Raw genomic sequence first — 25,182 nt, 5'->3', positions numbered from 1 at the left:
GTTCGGCCCTGACACACTTCCCCGGTGCCAGGTCAGGAATGGATGGGGATCAGAGATCACGAGACCTGAGTCTTCACCTCATGGATGTCACCAAAATCCACACCCCGGTCATGCTCGAACGCAGCGTCGAGCTGCTCTCGCCCGCCATCGGCGAACCCGGCGCGGTGCTCGTCGACGCGACTCTCGGGCTCGGCGGTCACACCGAGGCTTTTCTCACCCGCTTTCCGCAGCTCACCGTCGTTGGTCTCGACCGCGATCCCGAGGCGCTCAAACTGTCGGCCGAGCGGCTGGCGCCGTTCGGTGAGCGCGCCAAGCTCGTGCACTGCGTCTACGACGAGATTCAGGATGCACTGCAGGGCCTCGGCTACACCGAGGTTCAGGGCATCCTCTTCGACCTCGGCGTCTCGTCGATGCAGCTCGATCGTGCCGAACGCGGCTTCGCCTATTCGAAAGACGCCCCCCTCGACATGCGGATGGACGGCACCGCCGACCTGACCGCCGAGCAGGTGCTCGCCGACTACAGCGAGGCTGACCTGCGCCGCATCTTCTGGGAGTACGGCGAAGAGCGGCTCGCGTCACGGTACGCCAAACGCATCGTGGAGAGCCGGGCATCCGCCCCCCTCACCAGTTCGGCGCAGTTCGTCGAGCTCATTCAGAAGGCCACCCCGGCGGCGATCTCACGGCAGGGTCACCCCGCCAAGCGGGTCTTTCAGGCGCTGCGCATCGAAGTCAACCAAGAGCTCGTGGCACTCGAGAGGGCCATTCCCGCCGCCATCGCAGCCCTTGCCGTGGGCGGCCGTTTGGTTGTTCTGTCCTACCAATCCCTCGAAGACCGCATCGTCAAGCGTGCTCTGGCCGCTGCAACCACGTCGAGCACCCCGCCCGGGCTGCCCGTCGAACTTCCCGAGCACCAGGCGAGACTTCGCCTTCTCGTTCGTGGGGCCGAACTCGCCACTGACGACGAGAAGGCCGCCAACCCCCGATCGACCCCCGTGCGTCTGCGTGCGGCCGAACGAGTGAGAGCAGCATGAGCAGCGTCGCCCCGTCACCCCGATTCACCCCGGCCGAGTACAACCGAGCCGCGTTCGACCCCGCGGCCGAACCGTTCGACGACTTTCCGGCTACTGGGCTCGGCCCGAGCATTCGCTCGCGACTGACCCTCGCCTCAGACCTCGTTCTGCGCCGCCGCAAGCCGAAGCTCGTTTATGCCGCCGTGGTGATTCTCGGTGTGATGGCGATCGTCGTGACCCAACTGCTGCTTAGCGTGGGGCTCTCGAACGGCGCCTACCAGATCGAGTCTCTGCAAGATCAGCAGAAGACCATCGACCGCACCAATGCCGACCTGCAAGAGAAGCTCGACAGCCTCTCGTCGCCGCAGAACCTGGCGGCGAGCGCGCAGTCGCTCGGAATGGTGAGCAACTCGAACCCCGTCTACCTGCGGCTCTCGGATGGCGCGGTGCTCGGCACGCCCAAGGCGGCTACGGCCGGCTCGGGCACCTTCACCGGCGGTCAGTCCTCGCTCGTGCCGCCCGCAGCCACAACGCCGGCCACACCGGCGGCACCTCCGGCGGCGACGGCGGCGGGTGCAGCTGCTGCAGGTACGGCCGCCGCGGGTACAACTCCGGCCGCCACCACGCCGGGTGCGCCTGCGGCCGCCGCGACCGATGCGACAGTACCGTGGCAGGGTGACCTCCCGTCGCCCACGACCCACTGAGCCAACACGGCGACGCTTCGTGACGACAGCGCCGATCATCCAGTTTTATTGAAACGACCCGAAAGGCGCCTGCTTTCGTGACTTCTGCCCGCTCGACCCGAAACCGTATCGCGTTCGCCATCATCGTGATCACGGCCATCGTCGCCGTGCTGGTGGTGCGCCTGGTCGACATTCAGGTCGTGCAGGCCGATTCACTCAATCAGCAGGCGTACAGCACCCTGTCGGTGCCGCAATCGATTTACGGTGCCCGCGGCGACATCGTCGACGCGAATGGAACGGTGCTGGCGACCACTGTCATCAAGTACACGATCACCGCCTCGCCGGTCGATGTGGCGGATTTCACTCCATTAGACCCGAAAACGGGTGCCGCAGAAGCGCTCGTCACTCCCGTTCAGGCCGCCGCGCAGATCGGGGCGATCACGGGTCAGACGGCTGATGCGGTGTACGCGCTACTCACCGCCGACAAGACCTCCTCGTACGCGCTGATCATCAAAGATGTGAGCCTCGACCAGTACAACGCCATCAAGGCCCTGCAGATACCGTGGCTCTATTACGAGACCGATCCGCAGCGGGTATACCCGAACGGCAGTGTGGCGGGCAACCTGGTGGGCTACATGGGCACCGATTCGACCGGAGTCGTCACCGGCACCGGGGGTCTCGAGGCCAAAGAGAACCAGTGCCTCGCCGGGTCAGACGGTGAGCAGACCTACGAGAAGGGCGCCGACGGGGTCGCCATTCCGAACACGCTCGTGGTCAACAAGCAGCCCGTCACAGGCGGTACCGTCGTGACGACGATCGACAGCGACCTGCAGTACTACGCCCAGCAGGTTCTCGCGCAGCAGGTCACCGCGACCAAGGCGCAGTGGGGCAGCGTCGTGATCGAAGAAGTGAAGACCGGAAAACTGCTCACCGTGGCGCAGTACCCGACCGCCGACCCCAACAACCTCGACGCGACAGATCCGGACTACTGGGGGGCGATCGCGTTCAGCAGCCCGTTCGAGCCAGGGTCGACTTTCAAGTCGGAGTCCGCCGCCGCGCTCATCGATGCGGGCAAGGCGACCCCCGCGACGCAGGTCTTGACGCCGTACAAGTACACCGCGCCCGGTGGCTCCGTGATCACGGACTCCGAGTCCCACGGGGACCTGCCGTTCACTCTCACGGGAGTGATCCAGGCCTCGTCGAACGTCGGAATCTCGATCCTCTCCGCGATGCTGACCACCCAGCAGCGCTACGACTACATGAAGAAGTTCCACCTCGGCGAAACGACCGAGGTGAACTTTCCGGGTGAGTCAGAGGGCATTCTCGGTGACCCGAACAAGTGGGATGAGCAGACCCTCTACAACAGCTCGTTCGGGCAGGGTGTCACCACCACCGCCGCGCAGATCGCCAGCATCTACCAGACGCTCGGCAACGGCGGTGTGCGGATGCCCGTTCAACTTGTCGAAGGGTGCAAGCAGGCCGACGGTACGACAACCGAGGTGCCTGCGGCCCAAGGCGAGCAGGTCGTCTCGGCCAGTGCGGCGCAGCAGACGGTGAACATGATGGAGAGCGTCGTCAGCGGTGGTTATGCGGCCGACCTGCTCGCCATTCCGGGCTACAACGTGGCGGCTAAGACGGGTACCGCCGAGGTGAGCAACGGTCAGGGCGCCTACGGCGGAGGCTACCTGACCTCGGTCGCCGGCGTCGCCCCGGCAGAAGACCCGCAGTACGTCGTTTCGGTCAACCTGATGAAGCCCGTTACCATTGAAGACGGCAGCGCTGCGGCACCGGTCTTTCAGAAGGTCATGTCGCAAGTGCTGCAGAAGTACCGCGTGCTGCCCTCGACGACACCGCCCGTCAACTACCCCGTGTCGTACTGACGAGGGTCGCCGAGACAGCACGAGCCCCACACCCAGAACCGAGTGCATCACAACCGTTGCATCGACCAACCGCAGCCTCAGAACTGCATCGACAACAACGAGGAGCCAGGTGAGCGCGAGTGGCCAGCTGAACGCCTTGCGGCCTGCGCACCCCACCGCTAGAGAGCTCACCGACCTGGTGTCGCAATTCGGTCTCGACGTGCCGAACGGGCGCCCCGGTCTCGACGGGCTCACCATCACTGGCATCACGCTGTCGTCGAAGCAGGTTCGGCCCGGCGACCTCTACGTGGGGCTCGCCGGTGTGCGGGCGCACGGCGCGCAGTTCGCCGACGAAGCGAAGGCCAACGGCGCTGTCGCCATCGTGACGGATGCCCGTGGCGAGGCCCTCGCGGCCCGCAGCGGGCTGCCCGTGCTGGTCATCGACGACCCCCGCGCATCCCTCGGCGCGCTCTCTGCCTGGGTGTACGGCACTGCTGACTTCGCGCCGACGCTCTTCGGAGTCACCGGAACCAACGGCAAGACCAGCGTCTCGTACATTCTCGAAGCGATTCTGCGTCAGCTGGGCATTCTCGCCGGCATCAGTACGACGGCCCAGCGCCGCATCGGCGACCTGGCCATGACGAGTGCTCTCACCACTCCCGAAGCCACCGAGGTGCACGGCCTGCTCGCTCTGATGCGCGAGGCCGACGCTGACGCGGTGGTCATCGAAGTCTCGGCTCAGGCGCTCACCCGCCACCGGGTCGACGGAATCGTGTTCGACGTGGTGGGTTTCACGAATCTCACCCACGATCACCTCGACGACTACGGCACCATGCAGAAGTACTTCGAGGCCAAGACCCCGCTGTTCCAGCCCGATCGAGCCCGTCGCGGGGTCGTCATCAACGACGCCGAGTGGGGGGTGCGCCTTGCGCGCACCGCCGGCATTCCGGTGGTCACCCTGTCGACCTACCCCGGTCGCCCTGCCGACTGGTACGCCGCGATTCTGCGCGAGACCGTCGATGAGACCCGGTTCATTCTGAGCGGGCCGGATGACCAGAACCTCACCACCTCGATTCCGGTACTCGGCCGGCACATGGCCGAGAACGCAGCCCTTGCCATTGTGATGCTGGTGGAGTCGGGCATCCCGCTCGCCGACATCAAGCAGGCGCTCGACCGCGACGGCGGAATTCAGGTCTACATTCCGGGGCGCGCCGAACGCATTGCGAACGACGGGCCGGCCGTGTTCATCGACTACGGGCACAGCCCCGATGCCTTCACCAGCACGCTCGACTCGCTGCGGCGGGTCACCGACGGCCGCATCATCATGCTGTTCGGGGCCGACGGCGACCGCGACCCGAGCAAGCGCGAAGAGATGGGCCAGATCGCCGCCCGGCTCTCCGACGCCGTGGTGATCACCGATTTCCATCCGCGCACCGAAGACCCGGCGGCTATTCGCAAGGTGCTTGTCGACGCGGCACGAGCCGCCGTGCCCGAGCGCGAGGTCTACGAGGTCGGCGACCCGCGGGAAGCGTTTCGAAAGGCGCTCAGCCTGGCGACGCCCGCCGACGCGATTCTCTATGCGGGCCCGGGGCACGAGGATTACCACGAGGTCAGCGGCGAACACCTCCCTTATTCGGCCAGAGACGATGCGCGGCTCGCGCTGCACGAATTCGGCTGGCTCCCAACAGTGCAAGACTCACCCAGCGTGCAGCACGCACAGACAGCGCAGGAATCACCCCATGCTTGATCTGACCCTCAACGAGGTCGCCCGTATCACCGGCGGCACCCTGGTGCTCGGGGACCACTCCGTGCAGGAGGGCCTGTCTGAGTCGACCATCGTCGGCGGAACGGTCGACACCGATTCGCGCGAAATTGTGCCCGGCGGCATCTTTGTGGCCAAGCCTGGCGAGTTCAGCGACGGGCACCTCTACGTTCCCGCCGCCATCGAGAGCGGCGCCGAACTCGTGATCGTCGAGCGCGTCTTCGACGACCTCACGGTTCCGCAGATCGTGGTCGGCGACTCGGTGCAGGCGCTCGGCGACCTGGCCACCGAGGTGGTGCGCCGCATCCGTGAGTTCGGCCTGCTGAAGGTCGTCGGCATCACCGGTTCGAACGGCAAGACCACCACGAAGAACCTGGTGCGCACGATTCTCGAGCGCCGTGGGCCCACCATCGCGCCGCGCGACTCGTTCAACAACGAGGTCGGCGCTCCGCTCACCATGCTGAAGCTCGAACCCGACACCGAGTACCTGGTCGCCGAAATGGGCGCCTCGAAGCCCGGCGAGATCACGCGGCTGGTGCGCATGGCCCGCCCCGACATCGGGGTTGTGCTCATGGTCGGGCTCGCCCACGCCGGCGAGTTCGGCGGCATCGAGAAGACGCTGCAGACCAAGACCGAAATGGTGACCGACCTGCTGCCGACCGATGTCGCGGTGCTCAACATCGACGACTACCGCGTCGCGGGTATGGCCGAGAAGACCCGGGCGAACGTGCTCTGGTTCGGGCTCGACGAGCGGGCGGATGTTCGGGCCTCCGATATTCGAAGCACCCCCACCGGCACGGTCTTCACTCTGAGCCTGCCCGACGGCCGGTCGAGCGTGGTGAACTTCTCGGTGCTCGGTGAACACCACGTGATGAACGCCCTCGCGGCCGCTGCCGTGGCGCACACCCTCGAGGTGCCGCTCGCCGACATCGTCTCGGCGCTGGAGTCGGTGACTCGTGCCGAACACTGGCGCATGGAGGTGCTGGCGGGAACGCAGGGCATCACCATCATCAACGACGCCTACAACGCCAGCCCCGATTCGATGCTCGCCGGGTTGAAGACGCTCGCCCAGATCTCGGGTGAGGGCATCCGGCGCGTCGCCGTGGTCGGCGAGATGAGCGAGCTGGGCGAGTTCTCGCTCGAAGAGCACGATCGTATCGGCCGTACCATCGTGCGGCTCGGAATCGAGCGGCTGTTCGTGGTGGGCGAGGGCGCTCTCGCGTTGCACCTCGCCGCGACGGTCGAGGGCTCGTGGGATGGCGAGTCGGTGTTCTTCCCGACCGCAGACGAGGCTTATGCTGTGCTCGAGCGCGAGCTGCGTGCGGGAGACGTGGTTCTGGTGAAGTCGTCGAATTCCGCCGGTCTGCGCTTCTTGGGCGACAGGCTGGGGGAGCGGTTCGCATGATCACTCTGATCACTGCCGGCGGGCTTTCGATGATCTTCAGCCTGTTCATGACACCGGTCTTCATCCGGCTGTTCAAGCGGCTGGCCTGGGGCCAATACATCAACATCGACGGCCCGAGCACGCACCAGGTGAAGCGCGGCACGCCCACGATGGGCGGCATCGTCATCATTCTCGCGGTGCTGTTCGGCTATTTCGTGGCTCTCTTGATCACCCAGAACCCGCCGTCGATCTCGGTGCTACTGGTGCTCTTTCTCATGGTGGGGCTCGGCCTTGTCGGCTTCATCGACGACTTCATCAAGACGCAGAAGAAGCGCAACCTCGGGCTCGGCCCGAAGGCCAAGCTGGCCGGTCAGATACTCTTCGGCGGCGTCTTCGCTCTGCTGGCCATCCAGTTTCCGAACAAAGACGGGCTGACGCCCGCGTCGACCCACATCTCGGTCGTTCGTGACCTGAACTTCAACTTCTTGGGCGGCGTCGGCTGGGTGCTGATCGCCGGATTCGTCGCCTTCTTGATCTGGATCATTCTCATCGTGATGGCCACCTCGAATGCGGTGAACCTCACTGACGGGCTGGATGGCCTCGCCCCCGGCTCGGCGATTCTCGCTATCGGCTCGTACGTCATCATCGGGTTCTGGCAGTCGAACCAGTCGTGCCAGAGCCTGACACTCGACCCCGCTGTGGCGTTCAAGTGTTACGACGTGGCTCAGCCACTCGATCTGGCGATCGTCGCGGCGGCGGTCGCCGGCGCGCTCATCGGTTTTCTCTGGTGGAACACCAACCCCGCGAAGATCTTTCTCGGCGACACCGGATCGCTGGCCATCGGTGGCGCGCTGGCCGCGCTGGCCATCTTGAGCCGCACCGAACTGCTGCTCATTCTGATCGGCGGCATCTTCGTCATCGTGGCCGGCCAGGTTGTGGTGCAGCTCACCTACTTCAGGCTCACGGGTGGAAAACGCATCTGGCGCGCCAGCCCGCTTCATCACCACTTCGAGGTCAAGGGCTGGGCCGAGGTGACGATCGTCGTGCGCTTCTGGATCATCGCGGGTCTCTGCGTGGCCGCGGGCGTCGGAGCTTTTTACCTCGAATGGATTCTGCAGACGTGACCGACCGGCTTTCTGAGCTCACCAGCTGGCACTCCGACTGGGCGGGGCTGCGAGTCGGTGTGCTGGGCCTCGGCAAGACCGGATTCTCGGTGGCCGACACACTTGTCGAGCTGGGCGCAGAAGTACTCGTGGTCGCTCAGCGTGCCGAGCCGTCGCAGGTGCAGCTGGTCGAGGTGATCGGTGCCGGGCTGGTGCTCGACGAGACACTGGATGCTCCGCCGGCCGAGCTCGTGAGCCTCGAGCCCGAGCTGCTGGTCGTGTCGCCCGGGTTCCACCCCGATCATCCGGTGCTCGTCTGGGCCGCCGAGCGCGGCATCCCGGTCTGGGGCGACGTGGAACTGGCCTGGCGGCTGCGCGACAAGGTCGGTGCACCCGCCGAATGGATCGCGGTAACGGGCACCAACGGCAAGACCACCACGGTGCAGCTCACCGCGACCATGCTCGTCGACGCAGGGTTTCGGGCGGCGCCGTGCGGCAACATCGGCATTCCCGTGCTCGACGCCATTCGCGACCCACAGGGGTTCGACGTGCTGGTGGTCGAGCTCTCGAGCTACCAATTGCACTCGATTTCGAGCATGTCGCCGTACGCCTCGGTGTGCCTGAACGTCGCAGAAGACCACCTCGACTGGCACGGCTCGCTCGACGCGTACATCGCTGCGAAAGCGAAGGTCTACACGAACACGAAGGTCGCTTGCGTCTACAACAAGAGCGACGCACGAACCATGACCATGGTCGAGAACGCGGAAGTGGTCGACGGGGCTCGTGCCATCGGCTTCGGGCTCGGTGTTCCGGGGCTGAGCGACTTCGGCGTGGTCGACGGCATTCTGTGCGACCGGGCGTTCACCGACGAACGGCGTATCGCCGCGCTCGAGATCACCACGGTGACCGACCTGGTGCTGCGCGGGCTCGCCGCCCCGCACATCGTGGCGAACATCCTTGCCGCCTGTGCCCTTGCCCGCAGTTATGGGGTGCCGATCGATTCGATCAGGCGCACCCTGGAGCACTTCGAGCTCGATCATCACCGTATCGAGCTCGTCGCCGAGTTCGGCGGGGTCAGCTGGGTCGACGATTCCAAGGCGACGAACGCCCACGCGGCCGATGCTTCGCTCGGGGCGTACGAGTCGGTGGTCTGGGTCGCCGGGGGCCTGCTCAAGGGCGTCGATATCGATCCGCTGGTGCTCTCGCGGGCATCCCGCCTTCGGGCCGCCGTGCTCATCGGGGTCGACCGCAGCGACTTGCGAAACGCATTCGCGCGACACGCGCCCGGGGTGCCCGTGTTCGAGGTCGACGACACCGAGACTGAAGAGGTCATGTCGGCCGCGGTGCGGTTGGCAGCGACGGTCGCCCAACCGGGCGATGTTGTATTGCTGGCACCGGCCGCCGCCTCGATGGACCAGTTCGTCGACTACGGCGACAGGGGTACACGATTCGCCCAGGCCGTTCGCGATTATCTTGGAGGTGGGGCAGCTGACCAGCACGATGCGCCCCCCACGCACTGACAAGGCACCGATCGGCTCGGGGGTTCGAACGGCCCGCATCTCGCTCGGCAAAGCGTTCGAATCCGAATCGAGCAACTACTACCTGCTGCTCGGCACGACCCTTTTTCTCGTGGTCTTCGGGCTGGTGATGGTGCTGTCATCGTCGTCGGTCGACTCCTACACCGCCCAGCAAGGCTTTTTCGGTATCTTCTGGCGCCAGGGGTTGTTCGCTCTCATCGGCATTCCGCTGATGCTCGTCATCTCGCGCCTGCCGATCACCTTCTGGAAGCGCTGGGGCTGGATCGCCCTGGCCGGCGGAGTGGTATTGCAACTGCTCGTGCTCTACACCCCGCTCGGTATCGAGGTCGGCGGCAACCTGAACTGGATGTACGTGGCGGGCTTCAACATTCAGCCCTCCGAGATCATCAAGCTGGGCCTCGTCATCTGGCTCGGCGTCATTCTGGCGAAGAAGCAGCGTTACCTGCACCTCTGGGGGCATCTCGCTATCCCGATCCTGCCCGTCGCGGGCGGGGCGGTGCTGCTGGTGATGCTCGGCGGTGACCTCGGCACCGTGATGATCATGGCGGCGCTCATTTTCGGTGCGCTGTTCTTCGCCGGCGTGCGGCTGCGGATGATCCTGCTGCCGCTTCTCATCGGCGCCAGCGCGATCGTGGCCATCGCCTTCTCGAGCGCGAGCCGCACGGCCCGCATCGGCAGCTTTCTCGGCTCGCAGTGCACCGACACCACGGGCGAGTGCTGGCAGACCCAGCACGGCATGTTCGCGCTGGCCGCGGGCGGAATCTTCGGCGTGGGGCTCGGTAATTCGAAAGCCAAGTGGTCGTGGCTGCCCGCGGCCGACAACGACTTCATCTTCGCGATCATCGGCGAGGAGCTCGGCCTCATCGGCGCACTCGTCGTGATCGGGCTGTTCGTCGCGCTGGCCATCGCCTTCCTGCGCATCGTGCGCGCGAGTAACGATCTGTTCTCGAAGGTCGTCTCGGGTTCGGTGATGGTCTGGATCATGAGCCAGGCCTTCGTGAACATCGCCGTCGTGCTGGGGGTGATCCCGGTGCTCGGCGTTCCGTTGCCGTTGATCTCTTCGGGAGGCTCGGCGCTGTTGACCACGCTGATCGCCATCGGGGTGGTGCTGTCGATCGCGCGCGCCCAGAGCAGCACGACCGCACCTGCGCTGACGGATGCCCTTTCCACAGCCGCACGCACGCCTGCTGCCTCGGCGCCTCGTGCACCACGCGCGCCTCGCGCACCGCGCGCCTCGGCGACCGGCCGGGTGCGCTCTCGATGACCACGTATCTCTTGGCCGGCGGCGGAACCGCGGGCCACGTCAATCCGTTGCTCGCAACCGCCGACGAACTGCGCCGGCGACAGCCCGACGCCGAGATCATCGTGGTCGGCACGGCCGCGGGGCTCGAAGCGCGGCTCGTGCCGGCCCGCGGGTACGAGCTGGTCACGATTCCGAAGCTGCCGTTTCCACGCCGTCCGAACCGGGCCGCGGTGAGCTTCGGCCCGCGGCTTGCCCGGGTGATCTCCGATCTGGCGCGGCTGATCCGTGACCGGCAGGTCGATGTGGTGGTGGGGTTCGGCGGGTACGCGGCCGCGCCGGCGTACCTGGCCGCTCGGCGCGCGCGGGTGCCGCTGGTCATCCATGAGGCCAACGCCAAGCCGGGCATGGCCAACAAGCTCGGGGCGCGCTTCACTCCCTTCGTGGCCGTCGCCTTTCGCGGCACCCCGCTGCCGCACGCGTTTTTCGCCGGAATGCCCCTGCGCCGCGAGATCGAGAAGCTCGATGTACCGGCGGCACGCGCCGAGGCGCTGCCCTTCTTCGACCTTTCGCCCGACCTCCCGACGCTGCTCGTGACGGGCGGTTCGCTCGGCGCCGAGCGCATCAACGGCACGGTGTTCGAAGCGGCCCCGGCGATCATCGCCGCCGGGTACCAGGTGCTGCACATCGTGGGGGAGCGTTCGAGTCTCGTCGACCCGGGCATCCCCGGGTACCGGATGCTGCGGTACTGCGATCGAATGGAGCTCGCCCTGGCCGTGGCCGACTTCGCGGTGTCGCGAGCCGGTGCGGCGACGGTCTCCGAGCTGGCGGCGCTGGGCATCCCATCGGCGTTGGTGCCGTACGCGGTGGGCAATGGAGAGCAGCGTTTCAACGCGCAGGACATCGTGGCTGCGGGCGGGGCGGTACTCGTCGCGGATGCGGAATTCACTCCGGCGTGGGTAGCGTCGACCCTGATTCCGCTCATCTCCGACCGGTCGCGCGTCGAGCGGATGGCCGTGGCGGCCGCCTCTGCGGGCGTTCGCGACGGCTCGGCACGCACCGTCGACCTCATCATGGAAGCCCTGTCGTGACCCGGGAAGCGCTGGCGTGAGCGTAACGTTGGAGGCATTGTGATCAAACCTGACCTCTCCCTCGAGATACCCGAGAACCTCGGTGCCGTGCACTTCGTCGGAATCGGCGGTGCCGGCATGAGCGGCATCGCGCGGCTGTTTCTGAAGGCCGGCCTCACCGTATCCGGCTCCGACCGCACCGACTCGAAGACCGCGCAGAAGCTGCGCGACCTGGGCGCAACCGTATACGTCGGCCACGACGCCGCGAACGTCGGCGACGCCGACACTCTCGTGGTCACGAGCGCGCTGTGGCCCGACAACCCCGAGCTCGTTCTGGCTCAGCAGAAGGGCCTGCCCGTTCTGCACCGCTCGCAGGCGCTCGCCTGGCTGGTGAACCGCCGCCGGTTGGTCTCGGTGGCCGGCGCGCACGGCAAGACCACCTCGACCGGCATGATCGTCACCGCGCTGCTCGAGCTCGGTGCCGACCCGAGCTTCGTCAACGGGGGCGTCATTTCGTCGCTCGGCACCAGCTCGGCCTGGGGTGAGGGCGAGTTGTTCGTGCTCGAGGCTGACGAATCCGACGGCTCGTTTCTGCTCTACGACACGGCCATCGCGCTCATCACGAACGTCGATCCCGACCACCTCGACCATTACGGCTCGAAAGAGGCCGTCGAAGACGCCTTCGTTTCGTTCGCCGACGAGGCTTCTGAGCTGGTCGTCATCTCGTCAGACGACGCGGGGGCGGTGCGGGTTTCGTCGCGGCTCTCCGCTTCTCGGGTGCTGACGTTCGGTGTGTCCGCCCACGCCGATGTTCGGGTGAGCGAGATCGTGGCCGACGGGCCCGTGTCGTTCCGGCTCGACTACCGCGGTCAGAGCTATTCGGGGCGACTGCGGGTGCCGGGCATCCACAACGCCATCAACGCGGCCGGCGCCTTCGCGGTTCTGGTGGGCTCGGGGTTCGACCCCGCGGCATCCGTCGCCGCCCTCGGCGCGTTCGACGGCACCGGGCGCCGCTTCGAGCTGCACGACACCATCGGCGGCGTGAGTGTGTACGACGACTACGCCCACCACCCGACCGAAGTGGATGCCGCACTCACCGCGGCACGAACCGTGGTCGGTAGCGGGCGCATCATCGCGGTTCACCAGCCGCACCTGTACAGCCGCACCCAGTTGCTCGCCGGCGACTTCGCGGAGACCCTCGAGCGCACGGCGGACTTCACCGTGGTGCTCGACGTCTGCGGCGCCCGCGAAGACCCGGTTCCCGGTGTGACGGGCGAGCTCGTCTCGTCGCGGTTCACCGACCCGTCGAAGGTCGCCTACATCGACGACTGGCAGAAGGCGGCCGACTTCACGGCCTCGATCGCTCGCCCCGGTGACTTCGTGATCACCCTCGGCTGTGGCGACGTGAACCTGATCGTGCCGCAGCTGCTGGCGTCGCTCGCGGCTGCTGAGAGTGGCGAGGGCGATGGCGCCGGTGGCGAGGGCGCTGACGGCGTGACGGGCGGTGGCGGTGACGCTATCGGCACTCATGGCGCCGCGGCCGAGAGTGCGGCGGACGCTGCCGGTGCGTGAGCTGAGCCGCCGGTGAAGCGCCCCAACGGCTTTCCGCCGCCCCCGCCGCCCGAACCCGAGGCGCCGAGCGCGCCCACTCCGCCGAAGTCGGTGCGGCCGATCCGCGCGCCGAAAGCGAGTGCCGCGACCGCCGCTGCGGGGAGTGCCGACCGAGACACCCCGGCCGAGGAGCGAACGCCCACTTCCGCCACGACCGGGCGTTTCACCATCGGCGGTGTGCTGCCGGGCATCCGCACCGAACCGATAGCGCCAGAGCCCTCGAACGAGACGACCTCGAAGGGAGCGCCCACGAAGGCGGCGACCTCGAAGGCAGCCACCTCGAAGGCGGCGCCCACGAAGGCAGCCACCTCAAAAGCCGCCACCTCGAAGGCGGCGACCTCGAAAGCCGCCACCTCGAAGGCGGTCAGCCCGAAAGCATCCGTCCCGACGCCGTCGCGACCGACCGCCACTCCCGCCGCAGCCTCCTACGCACCCGCGTCGCCGAGCCGGTCACGCAGCGACGAATCGCTGGCCCGCAAGAACGTTCGCGCCACCGAGCGCGAGCGTCGCCGTTACGAGCGGGCCGAAGCCCGCCGCTTCACCGAACGCTCGCGGCGTCGGCGGCTGTTCTGGCTGGTTTCCGCCGGCATCGTGGTCGCCCTCGTGCTGCTGGTCGTGTTCACGGCCTACTCGCCCCTGTTCGCGGTGCGCACGGTCGACATCGAGGGCACGTCGCGCATCGACGCCGCGCAGGTCGAATTCGCTCTCTCCGACCAGGTGGGCAAGCCGCTCGCCCTCGTCGACTATGGCGCGATCAACCGTGATCTGGCCACCTTCACCCTGATTCAGAGCTACGCGATCGAGTCGGAGCTGCCGAACACGCTCGTGATCCGCATCGTCGAGCGCCAGCCGGTGGGCTCGGTGCCGAGCGGAACCGGATTCGACCTGGTCGACGCGGCCGGTGTCGTCATCGAGCACTCCGACCAGCGCCCCACCGGGTATCCGCAGATCGATACCACGGTCGCCGCCGTCGGCAGCCCGGGCTTTCTCGCCGCGACGGCCGTGCTGCGCGCCCTGCCCGCCGACCTGCTCGCCAAGGTCGGTACCGTCAGCGCCGCGACCCCCGACTCTGTGACTCTCGTGCTGACCGATGCGGGCCAGAAAGTCATCTGGGGCAGCGTCGACAATTCGGCCCTCAAGGCCGTCGTGCTCGACAAGCTCATCGCCGCCCAGGGCGACAACAGCACCTATGACGTCTCGTCTCCCGACACCCCCATCGTCTCCTGACCCGCCCGCGCCCCGGCGCACCTGCTCGCGCCCGCGCCCGCGCCCGGGCCCGGGCATGCGAGAGCGACTGCTTCGGACGAGAGCGACCGCCGCGGCGGCTCATCTCGACCGGAAATGTCGCTCTCGTCGCCACCGGGACGCGCGCGGGCGGGTGGAGACGTGGGCAATTCGCGCGGGTTAATCCGACACGCGGCGCGCCTAGCATCGTGGCGCGCGGGTACGACCGTAGGTTCGTCGTAGGAAATACATACTCAGCATAACATTAACTCTCAACTTGAGGTTTAGACCTCGTGGGAGATTGAGGGCTACCGGAGGCCGGACGTGACATCAAACCAGAACTACCTCGCAGTGATCAAGGTGGTCGGCATCGGTGGCGGTGGCGTGAACGCCGTCAACCGGATGATCGAACTCGGCCTGCGTGGCGTCGAGTTCATCGCCATCAACACCGACGCCCAGGCGTTGCTGATGAGCGACGCCGACGTGAAACTCGACGTGGGCCGTGAGCTCACCCGCGGTCTCGGCGCAGGAGCCGACCCCGAGGTGGGTCGCCGTGCCGCCGAAGACCACGCCGAAGAGATCGAGGAGGCCCTCGCCGGGGCCGACATGGTGTTCGTCACCGCGGGGGAGGGTGGTGGCACCGGAACCGGTGGCGCGCCCGTCGTCGCCCGCATCGCGAAATCGATCGGCGCTCTCACCATCGGTGTCGTCACCAAGCCGTTCGGCTTCGAGGGCAAGCGCCGCATGTCGCAGGCCGAAGACGGCGTTGCGATTCTGAAGAACGAGGTCGACACCCTCATCGTCGTTCCGAACGACCGCCTGCTCGAGATCAGCGACCGCGGCATCAGCATGCTCGAGGCCTTCTCGACCGCCGACCAGGTGCTGCTCGCCGGCGTTCAGGGCATCACCGACCTGATCACCACCCCGGGCCTCATCAACCTCGACTTCGCCGATGTGAAGAGCGTCATGCAGGGCGCAGGATCGGCCCTCATGGGCATCGGCTCGTCGCGCGGCGCCGACCGTGCGGTCAAGGCCGCCGAACTGGCCGTCGCGTCTCCGCTGCTCGAAGCGAGCATCGAGGGTGCGCACGGAGTTCTGCTGAGCATCCAGGGCGGTTCGAACCTCGGCATCTTCGAGATCAACGACGCCGCCAAGCTGGTGCAAGACGCCGTGCATCCCGAGGCCAACATCATCTTCGGTGCCGTCATCGACGACACCCTGGGCGACGAGGTTCGCGTCACGGTCATCGCGGCCGGCTTCGACGGCGGCGATGCCACAAGCGCTGCAGAGGCGAAGCGAGCGTTCGGCAAGGTTCCCGACGACGCCAGCGACCTCTTCGCCGGCACGTCGTCTGCAGCATCGACGGGCGGCGCGCTGCGTCGCGACCGCGTCGAAGAGCCAGCTGCCGCGGCCTGGTCGCAGCCGGTCGAGCACAACTCGATCACCGGCACGGCCCAGCTCGACCCGGCGTCAGACGACGACGACTCCGATCTCGACGTGCCCGACTTCTTGAAGTAAGCCGGCCGTCAGCCCGAACAACCGGATGCCCGAATCGACACCCACCGAGGGCGAGCCCGATCTGCGTGATCGGCTCGCCCTCGTTCGTGCGCGTATCGCCGACGCCGCGGCCGCCGCCGGTCGCAGCCCGAACGAGCTCACCCTCATCGCCGTCACCAAGTTCCACGAAGCGCCGTTGCTGCGCGAGCTGGCCGCGCTCGGCATCACCGACTTCGGCGAGAGCAGGCACCAAGAGGCCCGCGAGAAGGCGGATGCGCTGGCCGACCTCGAGCCGACCTGGCACTTCATCGGGCAGCTGCAAAGCAAAAAGGCACGCCAGGTCGCGGCCTATGCCACGGTCATCCACTCGCTCGACAGGGCGTCGCTCGCCGATCTGCTCGCCAGCGACGAACGGCAGGCAGAGGGCCTCACCATCGACACGTTCGTGCAGGTCAATCTCACGGACGACCCGGCCCGCGGGGGAGTCGCCCCGGGTGATTCCGAGGCTCTGGCGGCGCACATCGCCGCGCTACCGGGTCTGCGCCTGCTCGGAGTGATGGCGGTCGCTCCCAACGACGGTGAGCCGCGCGCGGCGTTCGAGCGGCTGCGCCGGGTGTCGCAGGATGTTCGGCAGAGCGTTCCCGAGGCCACCGCCATCTCGGCGGGCATGTCGAACGATTTCGCCGAAGCCATCGCCGAGGGTGCGACACACCTACGAATCGGCTCGGCAATCACGGGAAACAGACCGGTGCAACGTTAATCTCTAACCAGGCAACCGCATCTCAACCGGAGGAACTCCATGGCCAATCCATTACGCAAGACGATGGTCTACCTCGGCCTCGCTGACGAAGAGCTCGAGTACGAAGACGAGCCCTCGCAGCCGGTGGCCCACGTCGCGAACCAGCAAGCACAGGCTGCGCCGAACTATCAAGCAGCGGCTCCGGTTTCGCACGCCTCGAACGCTCAGCCCGCACAGAACCACGGCAACCGGGCTCCTGTGACCCCCCTCCGCCGAACCACACCTACGAAGAATGCGGCGCCGCTCGAAATGAATGAAATTCTCACGGTTCACCCGAAGCAGTACAAAGACGCTCAGGTCATCGCCGAGAGCTTTCGCGAAGGCATTCCGGTGATCATCAACCTGTCGCAGATGACGGATGCCGATGCGCGCCGCCTGATCGACTTCGCCGGCGGCCTCTCGCAGGGTCTTTACGGTAAGATCGAGCGCGTCACGAGCAAGGTGTTCCTGCTGTCGCCCGCTCATGTTTCGGTGTCGGGAGACGCGGGAACCGACACACGTGCAGAGGCATCGTTCTTCGTCCAGTCATAATTGACGGGTGAGTTCCCTTGTCGCCGTCCTAGCAACAGTCGCGTATTTCGCCCTTCTGCTGTACTTCTTTGTGATGTGGGGGCGGTTCATCCTCGATCTGGTGCGCAGTTTTCAACGCAGTTGGCGCCCCCAGGGTGCTGTTCTGGTGCTCGCCGAGGTGACGTACACCGTCACCGACCCACCGATCAAGTTCTTCAGGCGCGTGATTCCGCCGCTTCGTGTGGGGCCGGTCGCCTTCGATTTCGGCTGGAGCATCGTGATGCTGCTGGTGATCATCTTGCTCTCGGTGACGAGTTACATCAGAGTCATTGCGTGATGCATGTATCGTAGTTTCAAGAAACGCCAACACGTTCCCTCAACAGTCCAAGTTTATAAAGGTGGAAGAACATGCCGTTAACTCCAGAAGAAGTGGTTAACAAGCGCTTCTCGCAGACCCAGTTCCGCGCAGGCTACGACCAAGACGAGGTCGACGACTTTCTCGACGAGGTGGTCGTAGAGCTTCGCCGTCTCATCTCCGAGAACGAAGAACTCCGCGCCGGAATCGTGCCGTCAGCTGCTCCCGCCAGCAATGAAGCTGCAGTGAGCACCGATTCTGCCGTGAGCGAGCCTGCCGTCTCCGAAGAGACCGCTGTGGTCGAGGTCGTCGAAGAGACGCCGGAGCCCGAGCCCACTCCCGAGCCCGTTGCGGCGGCTCCTGTGGCCGCTGCCGTGCCGGCCGAAGCCGCCTACGGCGAAGACGCAGCGAGCACCACGAGCCTGCTGCAGCTCGCCCGCAAGCTGCACGACGAGCACGTCAAAGAGGGTGCCGACAAGCGCGCCGAGCTCATCGCCGAGGGTCAGGCCACGGCCGACCGCCTCGTCGCAGAGGCCGAGCAGAAGCAGCGCACCGAGCTCGCCAAGCTCAACCAGGAGAAGGCGGGCATCGAGCACCGCATCGACGAACTGCGCACCTTCGAGAAGGAGTATCGCCAGACGCTCCGCAAGTACATCGAAGACCAGCTGCACGGCCTCGACTCGTCGGGGTCTGAGAGTTCCGAAGGCGCAGCTCAGTCTTCCGTCTCCATATGATGAACGCGCGAATTTGAGCACTACCGGCCCACTAGGTACTGACTCGGCGGGCTCTAAGCAAGAACCCGCCGCTCCAGTCGCTGAGTCGCCTGTTGCACCCTCGAGAACGATCAGTGCTCGCGCACTGGTCGTTCTCGTCGTTGTCGCCGTGGGCGTTTATGCGATCGACCAGATCGCCAAGTACCTCGTGGTTGCGCACCTGCCGCTGAACGAGTTCGTTCCCGTGCTCGGCAACGTGCTGCAGTTCTTCTACGTCACGAACTCCGGCGCGGCCTTCTCTATCGGCAGTGCCTACACCTGGATCTTCTCGGTGCTGGCGCTGGCAGTACTCGTGTTCATCATCTGGTTCGCCCGCCGCATCCGTTCCATCGGGTGGGCGGTCGTCTTCGGGTTGCTGCTCGGGGGAGTGCTCGGCAACCTCACCGACCGGCTCTTCCGCGAGCCCGGGTTCGGCGTGGGGCACGTCGTCGACTTCATCAAGATTCCGCTGCTTCCGGCCATCTTCAATCTCGCTGACACCGCGATCTGCGCCGCAATGGTGCTGTTTCTCATCCAGACGATTCGTGGGGTGGGGCTGGATGGTCGCAAGCTCGCCAGAGCGAATGCCGAGGTCGAGGCACCTGTAGTGGCTCCAAGCGATGAGGCCACCGACGAGACGCCCGCTTCTGCAGCGCCGGCCGCCGCCGAGACATCCGCCGCCGAGACCCCCGTCGACAAAGACGACGCTTAGCCGATGGAATACCGCCAACTGCCGGTTCCCGACGGGCTCGACGGCGATCGGGTCGACGCCGGCCTCGCCAAACTGCTCGGCTTCTCGCGCACCTTCGCGGCCGACGTCGTCGAGTCGGGCGGAGTCGTCGTCGACGGCAAGGTCGTCGGTAAGTCCGACCGACTGCGCCGCGACACCTGGCTCGAGGTGAGCTGGGCGCCGAAAGAAGAGCTGAGAATAGTCGAGACCCCCGTCGAAGACCTCACGATCATCCACGACGACGACGACATCGTGGTGGTCGACAAGCCCGTCGGCGTGGCCGCCCACCCGTCTGTCGGCTGGACCGGCCCCACCGTTCTCGGCGCGCTGGCTGCGGCCGGCTTTCGCGTCTCGACCTCGGGCGCCGCCGAGCGCGCCGGCATCGTGCACCGCCTCGACGCGGGCACCAGCGGGCTCATGGTGGTCGCCAAGAGCGAAGACGCCTACACCTGGCTGAAGCGGCTTTTTCACGACCGCGAGGTCGACAAGATCTACCACGCCGTCGTGCAGGGTCACCCCGATCCCCTCGCCGGCACCATCGACGCGCCGATCGGCCGCCACCCGCGCTCCGACTGGAAGTTCGCGGTCACAGCCGCAGGAAAGCCGAGCGTGACCCACTACGAGACCATCGAGGCCTTTCCGAGCGCCTCGTTGCTCGAGATCCACCTCGAGACTGGGCGCACCCACCAGATCCGCGTGCACATGGCGGCCCAACGGCACCCGTGTGTCGGCGATGCCATGTACGGCGCCGACCCGACGCTCTCGGCCCGGCTGGGGCTGAGCCGGCAGTGGTTGCACGCGCTGAAACTGGGCTTCGTGCATCCGGCGTCGCGAGAATATGTGTCGTTCGAGTCGACCTACCCGGCCGACCTGCAGCACGCCCTCGACGTGCTTCGCGAAGACTGAGAAATCGTGTCGACAGGCCGTGACGCGATGTCACTGTCGGCCCCCGGCAGGTAAACTTAAGCTCCGCCATCTAGCTAGTCGGAGCATTCTTGTCACCCGCGAATACAGCCGATTCGTTCGTTCATCTGCACGTGCACAGCGAGTACTCCATGCTCGACGGTGCCGCGCGCGTGAAGCCGCTCATCGAAGCCGCCGTCGAACAAGGGATGCCCGCGGTGGCGGTCACCGACCACGGCAACGTCTTCGGTGCCTTCGACTTCTGGAAGACGGCCACCGACGCCGGCATCAAGCCCATCATCGGCACCGAGGCCTACATCACGCCCGGCACGCACCGCGGCGACAAGACCCGCGTGCGCTGGGGCGGCCCGAACTCCGGCCGCGACGACGTCTCCGGCTCGGGCGCCTATACGCACATGACGCTGCTGAGCGAGAACACCGCGGGCATGCACAACCTCTTTCGGTTGTCGTCGCGCGCCTCGCTCGAGGGCTACTACTTCAAGCCGCGCATGGACCGCGAACTGCTCGCTCAGTACTCCAACGGGCTCATTGCGACCACCGGATGCCCGTCGGGCGAAGTTCAGACGCGGCTGCGTCTCGGGCAGTACGACGAGGCTGTGAAAGCGGCCAGCGACTTCCGCGACATCTTCGGCCGCGAGAACTATTTCGCCGAAGTCATGGATCACGGCTTGGGCATCGAGCGCCAGATCATGGGCGATCTGCTGCGCCTGGCGAAAGACCTCGACCTGCCGCTCGTCGCAACGAACGACTTGCATTACACACATGCTCATGACGCGACGAGCCACGCCGCACTGCTCTGCGTGCAGTCCGGGTCGACGCTGAGCGATCCGAACCGGTTCAAGTTCGACGCCGACGAGTTCTACCTCAAGTCGGCGGCTGAGATGCGGCAGATCTTCCGCGATCATCCGGAAGCCTGCGACAACACGCTGCTCATCGCCGAGCGCTGCGAGGTCAAGTTCGACACCTCGGCGAGCTACATGCCGCGCTACCCGGTGCCGGCCGGCGAGACCGAAGACACCTGGTTCATCAAAGAGGTCGAGAAGGGCCTCGTCGACCGATACCCGAACGGCATTCCGCAAGAGGTGCGCGAGCGCGCCGACTACGAGGTCGGCGTCATCGTGCAGATGGGGTTCCCGGGTTACTTTCTCGTGGTCGCCGACTTCATCAACTGGTCGAAGAACAACGGCATTCGAGTCGGGCCCGGCCGCGGATCCGGAGCCGGCTCGATGGTCGCCTACGCCATGCGCATCACCGACCTCGACCCGCTGCGCCACGGCCTCATCTTCGAGCGGTTCTTGAACCCCGATCGCGTCTCGATGCCCGACTTCGACGTCGACTTCGACGACCGGCGCCGCGGCGAGGTCATCAAGTACGTCACCGAGAAATACGGCGACGAACGCGTCGCCCAGATCGTGACGTACGGCACCATCAAGGCCAAGCAGGCGCTGAAAGACTCCTCGCGTGTGCTCGGTTTTCCCTTCGGCATGGGCGAGAAGCTTACGAAGGCCATGCCGCCGCCCATCATGGGCAAAGACATTCCGCTCTCGGGCATCTTCGACCGCGATCATCCGCGGTTCAAAGAGGCGGCAGACGTGCGCGCGGTCATCGAGACCGACCCCGAAGCACGCACCGTTTTCGAGACGGCCGTCGGCATCGAGAACCTGAAGCGGCAGTGGGGTGTGCACGCGGCCGGCGTCATCATGTCGAGCGACCCGCTCATCGACATCATTCCCATCATGAAGCGCGAGCAAGACGGCCAGATCGTCACGCAGTTCGACTACCCGGCCTGCGAGTCGCTCGGGCTGATCAAGATGGACTTCTTGGGGCTGCGCAACCTCACGATCATCGACGACGCGCTCGACAACATCCAGTCGAACCGAGGATTCCGCCCCGTGCTCGAAGAGCTCGAACTCGACGATGTGCCGGCTTACGAGCTGCTGGCCCGCGGCGACACGCTCGGGGTGTTCCAGCTCGACGGCGGCCCGATGCGGTCGCTGCTGCGGCTGATGAAGCCCGACAACTTCGAAGACATTTCGGCCATCCTGGCGCTGTATCGCCCGGGGCCGATGGGTGCGGATTCGCACACGAACTACGCGCTGCGCAAGAACGGGCTGCAGCAGGTCACCCCGATTCATCCGGAGCTCGAAGAGCCGCTGCGCGAGGTGCTCGGGCAGACGTACGGCCTCATCGTGTACCAAGAGCAGGTCATGTCGATCGCGCAGAAGCTCGGCGGGTTCACGCTCGCCCAGGCCGACCTGTTGCGCCGCGCGATGGGCAAGAAGAAGAAGAGCGAACTCGACAAGCAGTACGAGGGCTTCTCTGGCGGGATGCACGCGAATGGCTACTCGGAAGCGGCCGTCAAGACGCTCTGGGACATTCTGCTGCCGTTCTCCGACTACGCCTTCAACAAGGCGCACTCGGCCGCGTACGGGGTCATCTCGTACTGGACCGCCTACCTCAAGGCGCACTACCCGGCCGAATACATGGCCGCGCTGCTCACCAGCGTGGGCGACTCGAAAGACAAGTCGGCCATCTACCTCAACGAATGCCGGCGCATGAACATCACGGTGCTGCCGCCCGACGTGAACGAGTCGATCGGGTTCTTCGCGGCCGTCGGCGATGACATCCGCTTCGGGCTGGGTGCCGTGCGCAACGTCGGCTCGAACGTGGTGGAGGGTATTCGCGCCGCTCGCGAAGAGAAGGGCCGCTTCACCTCGTTCCACGACTTCTTGCAGAAGATTCCGCTGCAGGCGGCCAACAAGCGCACCGTCGAGTCGCTGATCAAGGCGGGTGCCTTCGACTCGCTCGGCGATACCCGGCGAGCGCTCGTCGAGATCCACGAGGGTGCCGTCGAGGCGGCGGTCAGCGAGAAGCGTGCGGAGGCCAACGGACAGGTCGGTTTCGACTTCGATTCGCTGTGGGACGCCCCGCAAGACAACCGGCAGGTGCCCGAGCGACCCGAGTGGAGCAAACGTGACAAACTCGCCTTCGAGCGCGACATGCTCGGGCTGTATGTCTCCGATCATCCGCTCGCCGGGCTCGAGACACCGCTCGCCAAACACGCCTCGGTGTCGATCAGCGAGCTGCTGACCAGCGAGTACATCGCCGACGGCGAGACGGTGACGATCGCCGGGCTCATCACGAACGTGCAGCACCGGGTCGCCCGCAACTCGGGCAACCAGTACGGCTCGATCGTCATCGAAGACTTCGGCGGCGAGGTCACCGCCATGTTCATGGGCAAGGCCTACCAGGAGTTCTCGCCCGCGCTCACCAACGACTCCATCGTGGTGGTGCGCGGCCGGGTGTCGATGCGCGACGACGGGCTCAACCTGCACGCTTTCAGCCTGTTCTCGCCCGATCTCGGGCAGGCGGGCGGCGACAATGGCCCGCTCGAGATCTCGATGGCGGATGCCCGCGCGACAACCGAGACCGTGCAAGCACTCAACGACGTGCTCATCCGGCACTCGGGTGACAGCGAGGTGCGGCTGAAGCTCATCAAGGGCCCCACCGCGCGCGTGTTCGAGATTCCGTATCGGGTCAGCGTCACGGCCGACCTCTACGGCGAGCTCAAATCCCTGCTCGGCCCCGCCTGCCTCACCTAGCGCCACCGCCTCCCCACCCTCTCGTTCGCGCGTCGTTTCTTGTCGTCTGCCGCCCCGGATATCGGCGAAAAACGACGCGCGAACGAGGGGGAGTGGGCGAAAGGGCGCCCGCCAGCGCCCAGGGGCGGCTCAGTCCGCGTAAAGTTGGAGCGCTATGATCCAGACCATCGATTTGCGGGGCATGACCCCGAGCCGTGCCCAGTACCTCGAGCTCGTTCCGCGGGCCGAGACCGACGTGTCCGTCGCGACCGAGGCTGCACAGCAGCTGATCGACGACGTGCGGGAGCGCGGGGTCGAGGCCTTGCACGCCCAGGCGGAGCGGTTCGACGGCGGTGAGGCAGCGAGCATCCGGGTGCCCGCCAGCGAGATCGCGGCTGCGGTCGAGGCGTTGCCGACGGATGTTCGTGCCGCGCTCGAAGAGGCCATCGACCGGGTGCGGCGGGCAACTGCGGCGCAGATTCCGCCGTCGCAGACCACCGAGCTCGGCCCGGGAGCGGTCGTCGAACAGCGCTGGCAGCCGGTCGAGCGGGTCGGGCTCTATGTTCCCGGCGGAAAAGCCGTCTACCCCTCGAGCGTGGTCATGAACGTCGTACCGGCTCAAGCCGCCGGGGTGCAGTCGATCGCGCTCGCCTCACCACCGCAGGCGGAGTTCGGCGGGGGAGTGCACCCGACCATCCTGGGGGCCGCCGGTCTGCTCGGCATCGATGAGGTCTACGCGATGGGCGGCGCCGGCGCCATCGGCGCTCTCGCCTACGGCGTGCACGACATCGGCCTCGAGCCCGTGCAGATCATCACGGGCCCCGGCAACGTCTACGTCGCCGCCGCCAAACGAATCGTGCGCGGCCGCACCGGTATCGACTCAGAAGCGGGCCCCACCGAGATCCTGATCATCGCCGACGAAACCGCCGACGCGGCCTACGTCGCTGCCGACCTGGTAAGTCAGGCCGAGCACGACGAGCTCGCGGCGGCGGTGCTGGTCACCACGTCGCCCGCCTTCGCAGATGAAGTTCGAGTTGAACTTGAAGGTTGCGCGAACCAGACGCCTCACGCAGAGCGCGTGCTCGTGGCGTTACGCGGGCAACAGTCGGCGATCGTGCTCGTCGACGACCTGGCGGCGGCGGCGCGTTTCAGCGATGCCTACGGGCCGGAGCACCTCGAGATTCAGGTCGAGGATGCCGATGCGGTGCTGGCGAACATCCACAGTGCCGGGGCCATCTTCATCGGCTCGTACTCGCCCGTCAGCCTCGGCGACTATCTCGCGGGCTCGAACCACGTTTTGCCGACGGGCGGCCAGTCGCGGTTCTCGTCGGGGCTCGGGGCGTATACGTTCCTCAAACCGCAGCAGATCATCCGGTACGACCACGATGCGCTGCAGAGCGTGAGCGCGAACATCCACGCGCTGGCCACCAGCGAGAACCTGCCGGCGCACGCCGAGGCCGTCGCGGCGCGCTTTCCGGCGGAGCCGTCGCGCTGAGCCCTCCCGCTGAGCTCTAGCGACCCGGGTAACCGCGGAGCCTCGCGGTGACTCC

Annotated in this window: 19 protein-coding genes and 1 pseudogene; all 20 read left to right on the top strand. The window is 66.3% G+C overall.

What is annotated here, in order from left to right:
• Window positions 1-80 precede the first annotated feature (80 nt).
• Window positions 81-1,031 carry a 16S rRNA (cytosine(1402)-N(4))-methyltransferase RsmH gene (gene rsmH, locus LQ955_RS06995; protein ID WP_231027451.1) on the top strand — a complete coding sequence of 317 codons (951 nt, stop codon included), beginning with the start codon at window positions 81-83 and terminating at the stop codon, window positions 1,029-1,031.
• Window positions 1,028-1,714 carry a hypothetical protein gene (locus LQ955_RS06990; protein WP_231027450.1) on the top strand — a complete coding sequence of 229 codons (687 nt, stop codon included), beginning with the start codon at window positions 1,028-1,030 and terminating at the stop codon, window positions 1,712-1,714. The genes rsmH and LQ955_RS06990 overlap by 4 nt, the downstream gene beginning before the upstream one ends.
• 77 nt (window positions 1,715-1,791) lie before the next feature.
• Complete coding sequence (locus LQ955_RS06985) at window positions 1,792-3,573, top strand: peptidoglycan D,D-transpeptidase FtsI family protein (RefSeq protein ID WP_231027449.1); 1,782 nt, start codon at window positions 1,792-1,794, stop codon at window positions 3,571-3,573.
• A 109-nt stretch (window positions 3,574-3,682) separates the two neighbouring features.
• Entirely contained in the window at window positions 3,683-5,299 is a 1,617-nt protein-coding gene (locus LQ955_RS06980) for a Mur ligase family protein (protein WP_231027448.1), read from the top strand.
• A complete protein-coding gene (locus LQ955_RS06975; protein ID WP_231027447.1) occupies window positions 5,292-6,719 on the top strand; it encodes a UDP-N-acetylmuramoyl-tripeptide--D-alanyl-D-alanine ligase in 1,428 nt (475 codons plus the stop codon). Before LQ955_RS06980 ends, LQ955_RS06975 begins: the two co-directional genes overlap by 8 nt.
• Complete coding sequence (gene mraY, locus LQ955_RS06970; RefSeq protein WP_231027446.1) at window positions 6,716-7,822, top strand: phospho-N-acetylmuramoyl-pentapeptide-transferase; 1,107 nt, start codon at window positions 6,716-6,718, stop codon at window positions 7,820-7,822. The genes LQ955_RS06975 and mraY overlap by 4 nt, the downstream gene beginning before the upstream one ends.
• On the top strand, window positions 7,804-9,321 hold the full coding sequence (gene murD / locus LQ955_RS06965; RefSeq protein ID WP_231027445.1) for a UDP-N-acetylmuramoyl-L-alanine--D-glutamate ligase: 1,518 nt from the start codon (window positions 7,804-7,806) through the stop codon (window positions 9,319-9,321). The genes mraY and murD overlap by 19 nt, the downstream gene beginning before the upstream one ends.
• The gene (gene ftsW / locus LQ955_RS06960; RefSeq protein ID WP_231027444.1) at window positions 9,281-10,603 is read left to right on the top strand and encodes a putative lipid II flippase FtsW; all 1,323 of its coding nucleotides are present in this window, start codon (window positions 9,281-9,283) and stop codon (window positions 10,601-10,603) included. Before murD ends, ftsW begins: the two co-directional genes overlap by 41 nt.
• Window positions 10,600-11,670 (top strand): UDP-N-acetylglucosamine--N-acetylmuramyl-(pentapeptide) pyrophosphoryl-undecaprenol N-acetylglucosamine transferase, encoded by a 1,071-nt coding sequence (locus LQ955_RS06955; protein ID WP_231027443.1) that lies wholly within the window; start codon window positions 10,600-10,602, stop codon window positions 11,668-11,670. Before ftsW ends, LQ955_RS06955 begins: the two co-directional genes overlap by 4 nt.
• 39 nt (window positions 11,671-11,709) lie before the next feature.
• Window positions 11,710-13,089, top strand: a pseudogene (gene murC / locus LQ955_RS06950) (UDP-N-acetylmuramate--L-alanine ligase); the annotation flags it as partial.
• 144 nt (window positions 13,090-13,233) lie between these two features.
• Window positions 13,234-14,487: an FtsQ-type POTRA domain-containing protein gene (locus tag LQ955_RS06945; RefSeq protein WP_231027442.1), complete on the top strand. Its 1,254-nt coding sequence runs from the start codon at window positions 13,234-13,236 to the stop codon at window positions 14,485-14,487.
• A gap of 321 nt (window positions 14,488-14,808) precedes the next feature.
• Complete coding sequence (ftsZ, locus tag LQ955_RS06940) at window positions 14,809-16,002, top strand: cell division protein FtsZ (protein ID WP_231027441.1); 1,194 nt, start codon at window positions 14,809-14,811, stop codon at window positions 16,000-16,002.
• 25 nt (window positions 16,003-16,027) lie between these two features.
• Entirely contained in the window at window positions 16,028-16,741 is a 714-nt protein-coding gene (locus tag LQ955_RS06935; RefSeq protein WP_231027440.1) for a YggS family pyridoxal phosphate-dependent enzyme, read from the top strand.
• Window positions 16,742-16,780: 39 nt separating this feature from the next.
• Window positions 16,781-17,311 carry a cell division protein SepF gene (locus LQ955_RS06930; RefSeq protein WP_231027439.1) on the top strand — a complete coding sequence of 177 codons (531 nt, stop codon included), beginning with the start codon at window positions 16,781-16,783 and terminating at the stop codon, window positions 17,309-17,311.
• 7 nt (window positions 17,312-17,318) lie between these two features.
• Window positions 17,319-17,627: a YggT family protein gene (locus tag LQ955_RS06925; RefSeq protein ID WP_255713722.1), complete on the top strand. Its 309-nt coding sequence runs from the start codon at window positions 17,319-17,321 to the stop codon at window positions 17,625-17,627.
• A gap of 71 nt (window positions 17,628-17,698) precedes the next feature.
• The gene (locus LQ955_RS20070; protein ID WP_304961529.1) at window positions 17,699-18,379 is read left to right on the top strand and encodes a DivIVA domain-containing protein; all 681 of its coding nucleotides are present in this window, start codon (window positions 17,699-17,701) and stop codon (window positions 18,377-18,379) included.
• Between the two features lie 109 nt (window positions 18,380-18,488).
• Window positions 18,489-19,109, top strand: a complete 621-nt coding sequence (lspA, locus tag LQ955_RS06915; protein ID WP_313788397.1) for a signal peptidase II — start codon at window positions 18,489-18,491, stop codon at window positions 19,107-19,109.
• Between the two features lie 3 nt (window positions 19,110-19,112).
• Complete coding sequence (locus LQ955_RS06910) at window positions 19,113-20,033, top strand: RluA family pseudouridine synthase (RefSeq protein ID WP_231027437.1); 921 nt, start codon at window positions 19,113-19,115, stop codon at window positions 20,031-20,033.
• A 149-nt stretch (window positions 20,034-20,182) separates the two neighbouring features.
• The gene (gene dnaE / locus LQ955_RS06905; protein ID WP_231028078.1) at window positions 20,183-23,653 is read left to right on the top strand and encodes a DNA polymerase III subunit alpha; all 3,471 of its coding nucleotides are present in this window, start codon (window positions 20,183-20,185) and stop codon (window positions 23,651-23,653) included.
• Between the two features lie 154 nt (window positions 23,654-23,807).
• Window positions 23,808-25,127, top strand: a complete 1,320-nt coding sequence (gene hisD / locus LQ955_RS06900; protein ID WP_231027436.1) for a histidinol dehydrogenase — start codon at window positions 23,808-23,810, stop codon at window positions 25,125-25,127.
• The last annotated feature ends 55 nt before the right edge of the window (window positions 25,128-25,182 follow it).

Source organism: Subtercola endophyticus (genome assembly GCF_021044565.1).
In the GTDB taxonomy this organism is placed as follows: domain Bacteria; phylum Actinomycetota; class Actinomycetes; order Actinomycetales; family Microbacteriaceae; genus Subtercola; species Subtercola endophyticus.
Note: the sequence above shows the minus strand (reverse complement) of the source record. Positions and strands in the feature narration are given on the sequence as shown.

Bases quoted from the DNA above. Each gene is read 5' to 3' on its own strand.
- rsmH (WP_231027451.1), top strand. From the start codon at position 81: ATGGATGTCACCAAAATCCACACCCCGGTCATGCTCGAACGCAGCGTC.
- LQ955_RS06990 (WP_231027450.1), top strand. From the start codon at position 1,028: ATGAGCAGCGTCGCCCCGTCACCCCGATTCACCCCGGCCGAGTACAAC.
- LQ955_RS06975 (WP_231027447.1), top strand. From the start codon at position 5,292: ATGCTTGATCTGACCCTCAACGAGGTCGCCCGTATCACCGGCGGCACC.
- mraY (WP_231027446.1), top strand. From the start codon at position 6,716: ATGATCACTCTGATCACTGCCGGCGGGCTTTCGATGATCTTCAGCCTG.
- murD (WP_231027445.1), top strand. From the start codon at position 7,804: ATGGATTCTGCAGACGTGACCGACCGGCTTTCTGAGCTCACCAGCTGG.
- LQ955_RS06955 (WP_231027443.1), top strand. From the start codon at position 10,600: ATGACCACGTATCTCTTGGCCGGCGGCGGAACCGCGGGCCACGTCAAT.
- LQ955_RS06935 (WP_231027440.1), top strand. From the start codon at position 16,028: ATGCCCGAATCGACACCCACCGAGGGCGAGCCCGATCTGCGTGATCGG.
- LQ955_RS06930 (WP_231027439.1), top strand. From the start codon at position 16,781: ATGGCCAATCCATTACGCAAGACGATGGTCTACCTCGGCCTCGCTGAC.
- LQ955_RS20070 (WP_304961529.1), top strand. From the start codon at position 17,699: ATGCCGTTAACTCCAGAAGAAGTGGTTAACAAGCGCTTCTCGCAGACC.
- LQ955_RS06910 (WP_231027437.1), top strand. From the start codon at position 19,113: ATGGAATACCGCCAACTGCCGGTTCCCGACGGGCTCGACGGCGATCGG.
- dnaE (WP_231028078.1), top strand. From the start codon at position 20,183: ATGCTCGACGGTGCCGCGCGCGTGAAGCCGCTCATCGAAGCCGCCGTC.
- hisD (WP_231027436.1), top strand. From the start codon at position 23,808: ATGATCCAGACCATCGATTTGCGGGGCATGACCCCGAGCCGTGCCCAG.